Source organism: Bartonella sp. LB28NMGDW, from assembly GCF_042194435.1.
Taxonomy (GTDB): Bacteria; Pseudomonadota; Alphaproteobacteria; order Rhizobiales; family Rhizobiaceae; genus Bartonella; species Bartonella grahamii.
This window is the reverse complement of sequence record NZ_JBHIMX010000002.1, coordinates 226,216-240,897: the sequence shown is the minus strand read 5'-3', so window position 1 is coordinate 240,897 and position 14,682 is coordinate 226,216. Positions and strand designations below refer to the sequence as shown.

The following is a 14,682-nucleotide window of genomic DNA, read 5'->3' as shown; positions in this document are numbered from 1 at the left end:
CAATAACGCCCACGACAAGAAGCAATTAAAAATTTATTTAATAATTTCTATCCTTTAAAAAAGCGTGATAAACACTGTTTACGCCCCCCGTGAAAAGGCTGAAAACTATTATCATTTTTATTATAAGAGCGATAACGCGCACGGCAAGATTCAATATGTTGTTTAAGCATCCATGGCTCTTTTTTTTCTAATTTTTCCGAAGAAGACGTTAAAAACACTTTTTTAGCATCTGGTACAACTTTTAATGATGCGCCTTTTGTGCTTAAGTGCCGTGATGTAACAAATGCCACTTCAGGATACCACCAATTATCACTATATTTACGATAACCACGCCGATAATGACGATAACCTTTAAAACCATTAAGTTCTCTACGCCCCGTAAAAATCAAAGGCACCGAACTATCTTGGACAGAAGTCTGAGTAACCAGTTTGGCTTTAGCATAACTCCTATTTTTCCCCCAATTAACAAGAGTAGTTGTTATAATGAAAAAACTGCTAACCAATACAAAAGCTAAAGCATAATATAATTTTTTTTTCATACTCATAACGCAAAACTCAAAATAATAAACAACAGTAATTACAGAAAGCCTTTCTCTTGCTAGACAGAAACAGATTCTTTTCTTAAGACTCTTTTTTCTTGAGACATTCTGTTACTCTTTGTACTAAACGTTGATCTTGGCAATAAGATCCTTCAAAAAAGAATGAATAAATGATGATAAAAACCCCCTACTATCTTATAGACAAATCGAAACTCATCAAAAACATGCAAACAATTTCTCGTTTACGGGAAATGTCTGGAGCTAAAATTTTACTTGCTTTGAAATGTTTTGCCACATGGAGTGTTTTTGATTTAATGTCTGAGTTCATGGATGGAACCACATCATCATCCCTTTATGAGCTGCGTTTAGGAAGAGAAAAATTTGGCAAAGAAACACATGCTTATTCGGTTGCTTGGGCCGATCATGAAATTGATGAAGCCTGTGGCTATGCAGACAAAATTATCTTTAACTCAATCCAACAACTTCAACGTTTTTCTAAAGCTAGCAAAACCATCCAACGGGGTTTGAGGTTAAATCCAGGAATCAGCGCATCCAATTTTGATCTTGCCAATCCCTCCCGCCCTTTTAGCCGCTTAGGCGAAACCAATCAAAGCGCTATAAAAGAAGTTCTACCCCTCATCAATGGCCTAATGATCCACAACAATTGCGAAAATGCTGATTTTAATCTTTTTAATCAAATGCTGAATCACATGGAAGAAAAATTTGCAGAACTTTTTTCTGCTGTTGACTGGATAAGCCTTGGTGGCGGAATCCATTTTACCGCTGAAAATTATCCTTTAGAAGCTTTCGCAAAACGCTTAAAACAATTTTCTAAAACCTATGGTGTTACTCTTTTTCTAGAACCAGGAGAAGCTGCTATCACCAAAAGCACCACACTGGAAGTAAGTGTTCTTGACACATTATATAATGAAAAGAATCTTGCCATCGTTGATAGCTCAATTGAAGCACATATGCTTGATCTTCTCATTTATCGTGAAAATGCCAAATTAGAACCCAATCAAGGACCACACGAAATTATGATTTGTGGAAAATCTTGTCTTGCTGGCGATATTTTTGGAACATTTCAATTTCAAAAACCTCTTAAAATAGGTGATAGGCTGTCTTTTCAGGATGCAGCAGGTTATACAATGGTCAAGAAAAACTGGTTTAATGGCGTTACAATGCCTGCTATTGTTCTCAAAGAATGCGATGGTACACTAACACTTCAACGCCAATTCAGCTATAACGACTATCAGAAAAGCCTTTCATAAAGATCAACCATAAAAACGTCATACAACAGTATTAAAAAGGAGATGAACCTACAATGAAAAAAAATGTTCTCATTATTGGTGCTGGAGGTGTTGCACAAGTTGTTGCACACAAATGTGCTCAAAACAACGATATTCTTGGTGAAATTCACATTGCTTCACGAACACTCAAAAAATGTGAAGCCATCATTGCTTCCATTAAAGAAAAAAACACAATGAAAGAACAGGGTGTTCTCAAAAGCCATTCGCTCAATGCCATGAATGTAGAAGAAACTATAAAGCTCATCCAAAAAACCAAATGCGAAATTGTCATTAATGTTGGTTCTGCCTTTCTTAATATGTCTGTTCTTTCAGCTTGTATTGAAACCAAATGCGCTTATATCGATACAGCGATTCATGAAGACCCGTTGAAAATCTGTGAAACACCTCCTTGGTATGGCAATTATGAATGGCCTCGGCGTCAAGAATGTGAAAAAGCTGGTATAACCGCTATTTTAGGAGCAGGTTTTGACCCAGGTGTAGTGAATGCTTACGCAGCATTAGCGCGTGATAATTATTTTGATAAAATCACAGATATTGATATTATTGATATTAATGCCGGAAATCATGGGCGTTGGTTTGCTACAAATTTTGATCCAGAAATTAACTTCCGTGAGTTTACAGGACAAGTATGGTCATGGCAAAATAAAAAATGGACTTCCAATAAAATGTTTGAAGTCAGCCATGAATGGGATCTTCCCGTTGTTGGAAAACAAAAAGCCTATATGACGGGACATGATGAAATTCATTCATTATCAAAAAATCTCGATGTGGAGAATGTCCGTTTCTGGATGGGATTTGGTGAACGTTATATCACTGTTTTTACGGTTCTAAAAAACCTCGGACTCTTATCCGAACAACCGATTAAAACGGCAGAAGGTCAAGAAGTCGTGCCCTTGAAAGTCGTGAAAGCCGTCTTACCCGACCCTTCCTCTCTCGCCCCAGACTACACAGGAAAAACCTGTATCGGAGATCTTATTAAAGGCGAAAAAGATGGACACCTGCGAGAAATTTTTATCTATAATATAGCCGATCACAAACAAGCTTTTCATGAAACTGGAGCACAAGGCATTTCCTATACCGCTGGCGTACCAGCCGCTGCTACAGCCCTTCTCATTGCTACAGGCGAATGGGATGTTAAGACTATGGTCAATGTAGAGGAATTACCACCCCGCCCTTTCCTTAAATATCTTGATCGTATGGGGCTTCCCACTTTTATAAGAGAACAACAAGAGGATAAAAAATTAGAATTTTAAATTTATACCTATAGAAAGCATATGCTTGATTTTTTAAGTTATCAGAAAACTGCCCAATGAAAACAAACTTAATATTCTCATGTAATTATGGTTTTCAAAAAAATTTTAGCTATTCGTTATATTTTGGCAACATTACGATTTCTTAACAACCTTAAAGAAGAGACATATCATCTTTCTAAGACATAACAAGCAATGATCAAGAAAAGATATAAAAATACCGCTCTTTTAAAAAAGAGTGGTATTTTGTAGAATATTCAATCCCTCCCCTCTTTATCTTAAATGACAAAGATCCTTAACCCACTCCAATCATTAAACAATTAAATTTCTTTGAGCGAATTCCTCTTGGCTTCCCTCTTCACATGATTCATTTTCATATATAAAACATTGATTTATAACAACAAATATCATTTTCAACTTGTTTCATAACGCTGAATATTATAAGATTCTCTTATCACAAACTCTCTCACATTAAATCAATTAAAGCCTTTTCCTGCACATTACAAACAAAGCAAGCGTGTAAGCAAAAATGATAAAAGAAAAGAATAAAAATTTCTCTTATGAAAACTCTCAAATAATAAAGAGCTTTAGCAATATTGAGAACTGAAAAAGTGCATTATAACGTCAGCGTATACGTTTACTAAACATAAAGATGATGATGCACAAATAGGTCTTATAACAATTTGAATGAATTTTATATATTTCAAGAGGAACTTTACAGCTATACCATTCACGAGCACCATCGCGAAGTGGATTTGTGCATTTTAAGAAATGTTTTCTTAAAACAAAGCACGCAAATGGACTCAGAATCCTATCTTAAATATTTTATAATAGTATAAAAAACCACCCCATATGTAAAACTTTACATAAACCAAACAAACACCACCGCTCTAAACGATAATGCACAACAGGATAATCAATAAAAACTACACAACTGAATTTTAAAACAGTAATTATCGAAAAGCATACAACAAACGGAATATTTCAATATAATTGGTTGTATTCCTTTTTAAAGTTTTAAAATGTTGTTGTATGCTTCACAAATATTTTCTGCCTCCTATGCCTTTTAAAATGTACTTTTTAAAAGCTTTTTAAATATGAAGTGGTTTAGCAAATGTTGCCAAAGCTGCCTCACGCACGGCTTCTGATAAAGTAGGATGTGCGTGGCAACAACGCCCCAGATCTTCTGATGAACCACCAAATTCCATTAAAACTGCAATTTCATGGATCATTTCACCAGCACCAAATCCAAGAATATGCCCCCCTAATACCCGATCTGTTTTTTTATCAGAAAGGATTTTAACGAACCCATCACTCTTTTGCATTGCACGTGCACGACCATTAGCCATAAAAGGAAATTTGCCAACATTATATTCAATACCAGCAGTTTTTAGCTCTTCTTCTGTCCTTCCTACACTCGCAATTTCCGGCTGCGTATAAACAACACTAGGAATGACATCAAAATTAACATGCCCTTTTTGACCTGCCAAAATTTCTGCCACAGCAACGCCTTCTTCCTCTGCTTTATGCGCTAACATTGGCCCTTTTACGACATCACCAATCGCATAAATTCCTGGAACATTCGTCTGCCAATGAGCATCAATTGCAATAAATCCGCGTTCATCTAACTGAACACCAGCCTCTTGTAAGCCAAGCCCCTCCGTATACGGAGAACGTCCAGTAGCAATAAGCACAACATCAGCCTCTAAAGTTTCAGCTGCGCCACCTTTGACGGCTTCAAAAGTCACCTGAGCAGTTGAGCCGGATTGTGTAACAGCTGTTACTTTTGTTCCCGTTTTATATTCTATCCCCTGTTTTTCCATTAATTTCTGAAATTGCCGTGAAACTTCACCATCCATTGAGCCCAAAATTTTATTAAGATACTCAATAATGGTAACTTTAGCACCTAAACGGCTCCAAACTGATCCAAGTTCTGAACCAATAACACCAGCACCCACTACAATCATATGCTCTGGTACTTTTTCAAGTGAAAGAGCTCCCGTAGAAGAAACAATAGTCTTTTCATCAATTTCAACATTCACCCCTGGAATGCCTGAACTCTCTGAACCGGTAGCAATAATAATATTTTTTGTTTCAATTGTTTGTTTATTACCATCTCTGGCAACAACCTCCACATGACCCGCACTCAAAATTTTGGCTGTCCCAAAAAAAGTATCAACTTTATTTTTTTTCATCAAAAAAGAAACACCACTTGTATTGGCTGTCACCACAGCTTTCTTATGAACCATCATTTGTTCAAGATTAAGCTTAGATTTACCAATAGAAATACCAAGCGTTTCAAAACCATGCTGGGTTTCAGAAAACACTTCTGAAGCATGCAACAATGCTTTAGAAGGAATACAACCAACATTGAGACATGTTCCTCCTAATGTTGTACGCTTTTCAATAATCGCTACTTTAAGCCCCAGTTGTGCAGCCTTTATTGCTGCTACATAACCTCCTGGACCTGCTCCGATCACAGCCACATCATAAGACATCCGTTTCTCCTTTCATCCTGAAAACTGTATTTTACAAATCAAGAACAAGGCGTTCCGGATCCTCTAAGCTTTCCTTAACACGTACAAGGAAAGTTACAGCTTCTTGCCCATCCACAATACGGTGATCGTAAGAAAGCGCTAAATACATCATGGGGCGGATCACAACTTGGCCCTCAACAACCATTGCTCGCTCTTTAATCGCATGCATTCCCAAAATACCAGATTGTGGTGCATTCAAAATCGGTGTTGACATCAACGATCCATACACACCACCATTGGTAATGGTAAAAGTTCCGCCCTGCATATCAGAAACGGCTAATTTTCCATCACGCGCAAGACGCCCCAAACGCCCAATCTCTTTTTCAATCTCTGCCAATGACATTTGATCTGCATCTCGCACCACTGGAACAACAAGCCCTTTATCCGTTCCAACAGCAATTCCGACATTGACATAGTTTTTGTAAACAATATCTGTCCCATCAATCTCGGCATTAACAGCGGGAAGTTCTTTTAATGCATGACAAACAGCCTTGGTAAAAAAACCCATAAAACCAAGTTTAACACCATGTTTCTTTTCAAAAAGATCCTTATAACGCTTGCGCAAATCCATCACCGCTGACATATCAACCTCATTAAATGTGGTTAACATTGCTGCTATATTTTGTGCATCTTTAAGACGGCGAGCAATTGTTTGACGCAATTTCGTCATACGAACCCGCTCTTCACGTGTTTCTTGAACAGGAGTTGCCGAAGAACTCGTCGCAGAAGAAGAGGGTGTAGGAGCATTTGTACTTTGTTTTAATCCACCAAGAACATCTTCTTTAAGAATTTGTCCACGTTTTCCAGAACCTGAAATATCGCTTTTTGCAACATTATTTTCAGCCATCAATTTTGCTGCTGAAGGAGAAGGAGGCATTGTACTGCTCGAAGCAGGCTTCTCCGATTCAGATGAAGCTGCTGGAACAAGTGTAGCAGAAGGTGAAGATGATTGGGAGACACCAGCTTCTCCAGCTTCCACCACTCCTAAAAGAGCATTTACTTCAACCGTATCGCCTTCTTTTGCAATGATTTCAGATAATTTTCCCGCAACAGGAGAAGGAACTTCAACGGTTACCTTATCAGTTTCTAATTCAACCAAAGGCTCATCCATAGCGACAGCTTCGCCAAGTTTTTTAAACCATTTGCCAATCGTTGCTTCGGTAACCGATTCGCCCAAAGTAGGAACACGAATTTCAGTAGTCATAATATTTTTCCATACATCAGAGTAGTAATAAATTAAGAACCTAACGCGTCTTTAAGAAACGCAGCCAGTTGTTCAAGGTGTTTCACCATTAACCCAGAGGCCGGTGACGCACTCGCAGGACGTCCTGCATAACGAGCACGTGAATATTGCGCATTAATATGCGTCAAAACCCATTCCAAATAAGGCTCAATAAATGACCAAGCCCCCATGTTTTTTGGTTCCTCTTGGCACCAAAAAACTTCCGCCTGCAAAAAGCGCGACAACACATTCACCAAAACTTTAGCAGGGAAAGGATAAAGTTGTTCAACACGAAGGAGGTAAACATCATCAATACCCTTTTTTTCACGTTCTTCATAAAGGTCGTAATAAACCTTACCAGTACAAAGAACGACACGGCGAATTTTATTATCTTTTTGCAACTTAATGACAGAATCTTTGAGACATTCTGCATCATCAAGCAAAACACGACAGAAACTTGTTTCTGGCCCCATTTCATTGAGAAGAGAAACAGCTCGCTTATGACGTAAAAGTGATTTCGGTGTCATCAAAATCAATGGCTTACGGAAATCACGCTTAATTTGTCGACGCAAAATATGAAAATAATTTGCAGGGGTTGTACAATTAGCAACCTGCATATTATCTTCCGCACAAAGTTGAAGAAACCGTTCTAAACGTGCAGAAGAATGCTCCGGCCCTTGCCCTTCAAAACCATGAGGCAATAAACACACAAGACCAGACATACGAAGCCACTTACGCTCCGCAGAAGAAATAAATTGGTCAAAAATGACCTGTGCACCATTGGAGAAATCACCAAATTGCGCTTCCCAAAGCGTTAAACCACGTGGTTCAGCAAGAGAATATCCATATTCAAAACCAAGAACAGCTTCTTCAGAAAGCATAGAATTAACAACTTCATAAAGCGCTTGCCCCTTTTGTAAATGATTCAAAGGAATATAACGCGCCTCATTTTCTTGGTCATAAAGAACTGAATGACGTTGCGAAAAAGTTCCCCGTTCAACATCCTCACCGGAAAGACGAACCGGTGCTCCTTCCAAACAAAGCGAACCAAAAGCTAGAGCTTCAGCGGTTGCCCAGTCAACACCCTCACCGGTTTCAAAAATTTTAGCACGATTATTTAAAAAACGTTGAATGGTTTTGTGAACGTGAAAATCTGCCGGAATTTCGACAATTTTTTGACCAATTTCCTTTAAAATTTTTAATTCAACACCGGTTGTTCTAGAATGTTGCTCATCAGAACTACTAAAAGCTTTGAGTCCCGTCCAGCTTCCATCAAGCCAATCAGCCTTATTAGGCTTATAAGAAGCACTTGCTTCAAATTCACCTTCAAGCTTATCGCGCCATAATTTTTTTTGTTGCTCAATCTCTTCTAGAGAAATCACCCCTTCTGCTACCAATTGGTCACTATAAAGTTGAAGTGTTGTTTTATGATTACGAATTGCCTTGTACATAAGTGGCTGCGTAAAGGAAGGCTCATCACCTTCATTATGCCCATAACGGCGATAACAAAACATATCAATAACCACTGGTTTATGGAAAATTTGGCGAAACTCTGTTGCTATTTTTGCAACAAAAACAACTGCCTCAGGATCATCACCATTCACATGGAAAATTGGTGCATCAATCATTTTTGCAACATCTGATGGATAAGGCGAAGAACGTGAAAAACGCGGAGATGTTGTAAAACCAATCTGATTATTGATAATCACATGAAGTGAGCCTGCAACACGATAACCTTTAAGACCTGAAAGACCAAAAGTTTCTTGGATAACGCCTTGTCCTGCAAAAGCAGCATCACCATGAATAAGCAATGGCATCACTTTTGAACGCTCACTTAATGAGAGTAAATCAGTATACGCAGGTCCCATAAGTTGATCTTGTTTAGCGCGTGCTTTTCCTATAACAACCGGATCAACAATCTCAAGATGAGATGGATTGGCCAACAGCGATAAATGAACTTTTTTACCATCAAATTCAAGATCAGCTGAAGTTCCCAAATGATATTTGACATCACCGGATCCCTCCACATCATCAGGCTTATAAGATCCCCCTTTGAACTCATGAAAAATAGCCCTATGCGGCTTGGCAAGAACTTGTGAAAGAACATTTAAACGACCACGATGTGCCATTCCTAAAATAACTTCCCTAACCCCTAAAGCACTACCACATTTGATAATCTGTTCAAGAGCGGGAATCAGCGCTTCACCACCATCGAGTCCAAAACGCTTTGTACCTTTATATTTAGTGTCTAAAAACTGTTCGAAACCTTCCGCCTGAATAAGCTTATTAAGGATAGCTTTCTTGTCTTGTTGTGTGAAAGAAATTTTTTCATCTCGCCCTTCAATGCGTTCTTGAAGCCATGCTTTCTGAACCGGATCAGAAACATGCATATATTCCACACCGATTGTTGAACAATAAGTACGGTTGAGAATTTCAAGCATTTGTGGAATAGTTGCATATTCCAACCCTAAAACATTATCAATAAAAATGGGACGCTCATAATCAGCTGGAGTAAAACCATAAGCTTCTGGAGAAAGTTCCTTATAATCTTCTTGTTTTTCGGCCAATTGAAGAGGGTCAAGCTTTGCCCGAAGATGCCCCCGTGCTCGAAAAGCACGAATCATCATAATTGCATGAACGGAATCACGTGTTGCACAAATAACATCTTGCTCACTGGAAGTTTTTCCCTTTTGTGCAGCACCTGTTATTGCTTTTTCCTTTAATTTATCACCAAGATATTTTTCAAGAGAAGACCAATCACCATCAAGAGCAGAAACCAATTCTCCATTTGCCTTTACTGGCCAATGATCACTTTGCCATGTCGCCCCTTCAGCATTTCTGAGAACATCTTCTTTATTATCATGAAGTCCTTCAAAAAAAGCACGCCACTGTGAATCAACACTGGTAGGATCTTTTTCATATTGAGCATAAAGCTGATCTATATAATCCGCATTGCCACCATAAAGAAATGATGTCTGTGCAAAAAGGCTATTTATTTCGTCCTGCCTTGCCATATACCTCTCCGGAACATCTATTCCGTCTCCTTATATCTCTTTTCGACCTTTTAATGCTTACAAAACAAGCAATGATTCAAACATTCAAAAAAATTTTACCTTTTTATACTCAAGTTTTTTCACCTGAATCTAAGAACTTTTTCTTATTCAGATGAAATTTTCTTTTAGCCCTTCAAAACTGACATCAAAGTCTTACCTATCTGTGATGGTGAAGGAGACACTCGAATCCCTGCTGATTCCATTGCCGCAATTTTATCTTCTGCTCCACCTTTACCACCAGAAATAACAGCACCAGCATGTCCCATTGTACGTCCTGGAGGAGCTGTACGGCCAGCAATAAAGCCAACAACTGGTTTTTTACGACCTTTTTTTGCTTCATCTTGCAGAAACTGTGCTGCTTCTTCTTCAGCAGAACCACCAATCTCCCCAATCATAACAATAGACTGAGTTTCATCATCCGCTAAAAACATTTCCAACACATCAATAAATTCAGTGCCCTTAACAGGGTCGCCACCAATCCCTATCGCAGTTGTTTGCCCGAGACCTTCCTGACTCGTTTGAAAAACGGCTTCATAAGTTAAAGTTCCCGACCTCGAAACAACCCCAACAGAACCTTTTCTAAAAATAGAACCAGGCATAATACCAATTTTACATTCATTTGGTGTAAGAATACCAGGACAATTAGGACCAATAAGACGAGACTTTGAGTTTTCTAACCGCGCCTTCACTTTAACCATATCCATAACGGGAATACCTTCCGTAATACAGATAATTAAACGAACTTCAGCTTCAATAGCCTCTATAATAGCTGCCGCAGCCCCTGCAGGCGGAACATAAATAACAGAAGCATCCGCGCCTGTTTTTTCCTTTGCTTCTGCAACATTAGCAAAGATAGGAAGAGTTTCGCCTTTTGAACCTTCCCATGTTTCTCCACCCTTTTTAGGATTAACACCCCCAACCATTTGCGTACCATGATAAGCAAGCGCCTGTTCTGTATGAAATGTTCCTGTTTTTCCTGTAAGCCCTTGAACTAGAACTTTTGTCTCTTTATTCACAAGAATCGACATAGCTTAAGCTCCCTTCACGGCTGCAACAATTTTTTGAGCAGCATCATCTAAATCATCAGCAGGAATAACATTCAAACCACTTTCATTGATAATTGCTTTACCCTGCTCAACATTAGTGCCTTCAAGACGAACAACTAAGGGAACCTTTAAACCAACCTCACGAACAGCAGCAACCACACCTTCAGCAATGACATCACAACGCATAATACCACCAAAAATGTTAACCAAAATGCCCTTAACATTTGGATCGGCCGTAATAATTTTAAAAGCAGCTGTCACCTTTTCTTTTGACGCTCCACCACCAACGTCAAGAAAATTTGCAGGCTCAGCTCCATAGAGTTTGATAATATCCATTGTTGCCATAGCAAGACCCGCACCATTAACCATGCAGCCAATTGTACCCTCAAGAGCAACATAAGCAAGATCATGCTTTGATGCTTCAATTTCTTTTGGATCCTCTTCTGAAAGATCGCGTAATTCTAAAATATCTGGATGACGAAATAGAGCATTATTATCAAAAGAAACTTTTGCATCAAGAACACGTAAACGACCATCTTTCATCACAATAAGCGGATTGATTTCTAAAAGGCTCATATCTTTTTCACAAAATGCCTTATAGAGAATCGGAAAAAGCTTTTCACCATCTTCTCGCGCACTACTTTGTAGTTTCAATGCATCACAAAGTCTCGCACAATCAGCAGAAGTAACACCCTCTACAGCATCAATGGGAAGCGTGAATATTTTTTCTGGTGTCTCTTCAGCAACCGTTTCAATATCCATTCCACCTTCTGTTGAAACAACAAAAGCAATTCGACCAACGCCACGATCAACCAAAAGTGAAAGATAAAGCTCCCTTTCAATATCGGCACCATCCTCAATGTAAAGACGATTGACCTGCTTACCCTCTGGACCCGTTTGTTTGGTTACCAAAGTTTTACCAAGCATTTCTTGAACATTTGCAACAACTTCTTCAACAGATTTTGCAAGCCGAACACCACCCTTTGCATCAGGACCAAGTTCTTTAAACTTACCCTTACCACGACCACCAGCGTGTATCTGACTTTTAACCACATAGAGAGGTCCGGGCAATTTTTCCGCCCATTTTTCAGCTTGCTCTATAGAATAAACAGCGACACCATTTGCAATTGGTGCTCCATATTCATGAAGCAGACGTTTGGCCTGATACTCATGGATATTCATGCATTTGTCCTTTTCTTTTATGGATCATTATTAATCCTAAAGTTTTAATATTCTAAATACTTAGTTTTAATGAATTAAATCTTGTTCAATTTACTTGAGACTAGGCACAAGAGCAATACAAGCTTCACAAAGCTTTTTAACTGCATTTACTGAATGATCAAAAGCATCTCTTTCTTCTTTATCAAGATCAATTTCAATGACTCGCTCAACACCACCTGCACCAACTACAACAGGAACACCAACGTAGGTATCATTAACCCCATATTCTCCTGAAAGATAAGCTGCAACAGGCACAACACGCTTAGTGTCCTTTAAATAGGCCTCAGCCATAGAAACAGCAGAAGCTGCTGGTGCATAATAAGCAGAACCTGTTTTTAACAAACCAACAATTTCTGCACCACCATCACGGGTACGCTGGATAATTTGATCAATTCTTTCCTGTGTCGTCCAGCCCATCTTTACAAGATCAGGCAAAGAAATACCACCAACCGTTGAATAACGCACGAGAGGAACCATTGAATCACCGTGCCCTCCTAAAACAAACGCTGTCACATCTTTAACAGAGACCTTAAATTCCTCAGATAAGAAATGACGAAAACGTGCTGAATCAAGAACACCAGCCATACCAACCACTTTATGTGTAGGGAGACCTGAAAATTTCTGCAATGCCCACACCATCGCATCAAGGGGATTGGTAATACAAATAACAAATGCTGAAGACGCGTATTTTTTAATTCCAGCTCCAACTTGTTCCATCACCTTTAAATTAATGCCCAAAAGATCATCCCGGCTCATACCAGGTTTTCGCGCAACGCCTGCTGTTACAATAACAACATCAGATCCTTCAATTGCTTCATAAGCATTAGCACCTTTTAAACTGATATCAAAACCGTCGACGGGAGAAGATTCGGCGATATCTAGAGCCTTACCTTGTGGCACACCTTCCGCAATATCAAATAAAACAACATCACCAAGTTCTTTAAGCCCAATAATATGTGCTAAAGTACCACCAATCATACCTGAACCAATGAGAGCTATTTTTTTTCGTGCCATTTTATTTTTTCCTAACTTTTAGATAATTCAGCGCACACCCATCAGCGTCCCTATACTGAATATTTTTGACTTCAACCATATTCAAACAATATCATAAAAAGGAGTAAAGAAATGAAATTTACAAATTTTTCTCCTTACAGAAACAACAAACCTCCGCTGAAACAACTATTAGAAAATTATCACGATGTATCGATAAAGTGAATTTAAAAAAAATACAACAGAATTATTACGTTTCTTTAATTTCAAAGAGTTATTGTTTTTACAGTTTACGTAAAGGTAAAAGTATAATCAATGCTTCTTCTTCAAAAGAAAATGTTCTTCCCAAAGTTTTAAATAATCGTGGCTTTGCATTTCAAAAAGACGTGACTGTGTTCTTTGAAATTCAAATGTTTCCGTAATCTGTGCATTCCCTTTATACAAATCCCCCACCTCTGCCGCTGCCGACATAAATAACCGTATGTGGCGCTCATAAAGAATATCAATAAGCAAAATAAACCGTTTTGTTTCATTGCGACATGTATCATCCATGACCGGTACATTATCAATAAAAATCGTATGATAACGCTCCCCTAATACCAAATACTCAGCCGCTGCCAAAGGCTTTGCACATAAATCTCCATAATCAAAGCGTGCACATCCTGCACCAACGCGCGGAATAGGAATAAGGCGCCCTTTTATAGAAAGCTCATCAGATATCTCCTTATGTCCTTGCAATACAAGTGCCCATGCTTGATCCATGCATTCATCTGCTTTTTTTCCTAAAGGTGCTACATACACAGGCTGTAGATTTGATTTTTCAAGACGATAATCTGTTTTTGCATCAAGATTAACAACACGAACATATGCTTTCAAAACTTGAATAAAAGGCAAAAAGAGTTCACGATTTAAACCGTTACAATAAAGGTTATCCGGCGCCACATTTGAAGTCGCAACAAAGAAAATTCCTTTATCAAACAAAGCAGAAATAAGCCGCCCCAACACCATAGCATCAGCAATATCTGTTACACTAAACTCATCAAAACAAAGTACCTTTGCTTCTCGTGCAAGATCTTCAGCAACAGCTAAAATAGGATTATCTTGTTTAAATTTTTTACCCCCAGATGCTTGACGATAAAAATTAATACGCTCATGCACATCAGTCATAAAATCATTAAAATGAGCACGCTTTTTATGACCTTTAGGCAAACAAGAAAAGAACAAATCCATCAGCATAGTTTTGCCCCGTCCTACTTCACCAAAAACATATAATCCCTGAAAAGAACCCTTTTCATCCCCTTGTTTTACAACACAAGAAATATTTTGTTTTTTTCTTTTAAATATTCTATTAAAGAAAGAGCAAAATTTCCAAGTCCAAGGACGAGAGATGTTTTGTTCCGCAATTTTTTTTAATAAATGATCAAAATATTCTGTTACAGCTAATTGAGCGGGGTCAAAACAAACCTCTCCTTTAGAGACAAGCTCTTTATAACGTGTTGAAACGAGAATCATCC

10 protein-coding genes are annotated in these 14,682 nt (G+C 38.4%); 2 read left to right on the top strand and 8 right to left on the bottom strand.

The genetic code is table 11. The features are described from left to right. Positions 1–47: 47 nt before the first annotated feature. Positions 48–545 carry a BA14K family protein gene (locus ACFIKG_RS02325; RefSeq protein WP_375625539.1) on the bottom strand — a complete coding sequence of 166 codons (498 nt, stop codon included), beginning with the start codon at positions 543–545 and terminating at the stop codon, positions 48–50. Positions 546–712: 167 nt separating this feature from the next. Here ACFIKG_RS02325 and ACFIKG_RS02320 point away from each other — a divergent pair, with 167 nt between their 5' ends. Both ACFIKG_RS02320 and ACFIKG_RS02315 read left to right on the top strand, forming a co-directional pair. Beyond that, entirely contained in the window at positions 713–1,810 is a 1,098-nt protein-coding gene (locus ACFIKG_RS02320; protein ID WP_375651695.1) for a carboxynorspermidine decarboxylase, read from the top strand. A 53-nt stretch (positions 1,811–1,863) separates the two neighbouring features. Then, entirely contained in the window at positions 1,864–3,102 is a 1,239-nt protein-coding gene (locus ACFIKG_RS02315) for a saccharopine dehydrogenase family protein (protein WP_015857100.1), read from the top strand. A gap of 1,088 nt (positions 3,103–4,190) precedes the next feature. On the opposite strand, the gene lpdA is transcribed toward ACFIKG_RS02315, so the two are convergent. The 7 genes from lpdA to zapE form a co-directional block, all read right to left on the bottom strand. Continuing rightward, positions 4,191–5,597, bottom strand: a complete 1,407-nt coding sequence (lpdA, locus tag ACFIKG_RS02310; RefSeq protein WP_375625538.1) for a dihydrolipoyl dehydrogenase — start codon at positions 5,595–5,597, stop codon at positions 4,191–4,193. 31 nt (positions 5,598–5,628) lie between these two features. Continuing rightward, positions 5,629–6,840 carry a 2-oxoglutarate dehydrogenase complex dihydrolipoyllysine-residue succinyltransferase gene (odhB, locus tag ACFIKG_RS02305; RefSeq protein ID WP_375625537.1) on the bottom strand — a complete coding sequence of 404 codons (1,212 nt, stop codon included), beginning with the start codon at positions 6,838–6,840 and terminating at the stop codon, positions 5,629–5,631. A gap of 32 nt (positions 6,841–6,872) precedes the next feature. Further along, on the bottom strand, positions 6,873–9,872 hold the full coding sequence (locus ACFIKG_RS02300) for a 2-oxoglutarate dehydrogenase E1 component (protein ID WP_375651669.1): 3,000 nt from the start codon (positions 9,870–9,872) through the stop codon (positions 6,873–6,875). Between the two features lie 164 nt (positions 9,873–10,036). Then, positions 10,037–10,939, bottom strand: a complete 903-nt coding sequence (sucD, locus tag ACFIKG_RS02295; protein ID WP_375625535.1) for a succinate--CoA ligase subunit alpha — start codon at positions 10,937–10,939, stop codon at positions 10,037–10,039. Between the two features lie 3 nt (positions 10,940–10,942). Further along, on the bottom strand, positions 10,943–12,139 hold the full coding sequence (sucC, locus tag ACFIKG_RS02290) for an ADP-forming succinate--CoA ligase subunit beta (protein WP_375651668.1): 1,197 nt from the start codon (positions 12,137–12,139) through the stop codon (positions 10,943–10,945). Between the two features lie 90 nt (positions 12,140–12,229). After that, the gene (gene mdh, locus ACFIKG_RS02285; protein WP_375651667.1) at positions 12,230–13,192 is read right to left on the bottom strand and encodes a malate dehydrogenase; all 963 of its coding nucleotides are present in this window, start codon (positions 13,190–13,192) and stop codon (positions 12,230–12,232) included. A 288-nt stretch (positions 13,193–13,480) separates the two neighbouring features. Then, complete coding sequence (zapE, locus tag ACFIKG_RS02280; RefSeq protein WP_375651666.1) at positions 13,481–14,680, bottom strand: cell division protein ZapE; 1,200 nt, start codon at positions 14,678–14,680, stop codon at positions 13,481–13,483. Positions 14,681–14,682 lie beyond the last annotated feature (2 nt).

Excerpts from the sequence above, each read along its gene's own strand:
- ACFIKG_RS02325 (WP_375625539.1), bottom strand. The coding sequence starts at position 545 with ATGAGTATGAAAAAAAAATTATATTATGCTTTAGCTTTTGTATTGGTT.
- ACFIKG_RS02320 (WP_375651695.1), top strand. The coding sequence starts at position 713 with ATGATAAAAACCCCCTACTATCTTATAGACAAATCGAAACTCATCAAA.
- ACFIKG_RS02315 (WP_015857100.1), top strand. The coding sequence starts at position 1,864 with ATGAAAAAAAATGTTCTCATTATTGGTGCTGGAGGTGTTGCACAAGTT.
- lpdA (WP_375625538.1), bottom strand. The coding sequence starts at position 5,597 with ATGTCTTATGATGTGGCTGTGATCGGAGCAGGTCCAGGAGGTTATGTA.
- odhB (WP_375625537.1), bottom strand. The coding sequence starts at position 6,840 with ATGACTACTGAAATTCGTGTTCCTACTTTGGGCGAATCGGTTACCGAA.
- ACFIKG_RS02300 (WP_375651669.1), bottom strand. The coding sequence starts at position 9,872 with ATGGCAAGGCAGGACGAAATAAATAGCCTTTTTGCACAGACATCATTT.
- sucD (WP_375625535.1), bottom strand. The coding sequence starts at position 10,939 with ATGTCGATTCTTGTGAATAAAGAGACAAAAGTTCTAGTTCAAGGGCTT.
- sucC (WP_375651668.1), bottom strand. The coding sequence starts at position 12,139 with ATGAATATCCATGAGTATCAGGCCAAACGTCTGCTTCATGAATATGGA.
- mdh (WP_375651667.1), bottom strand. The coding sequence starts at position 13,192 with ATGGCACGAAAAAAAATAGCTCTCATTGGTTCAGGTATGATTGGTGGT.
- zapE (WP_375651666.1), bottom strand. The coding sequence starts at position 14,680 with ATGATTCTCGTTTCAACACGTTATAAAGAGCTTGTCTCTAAAGGAGAG.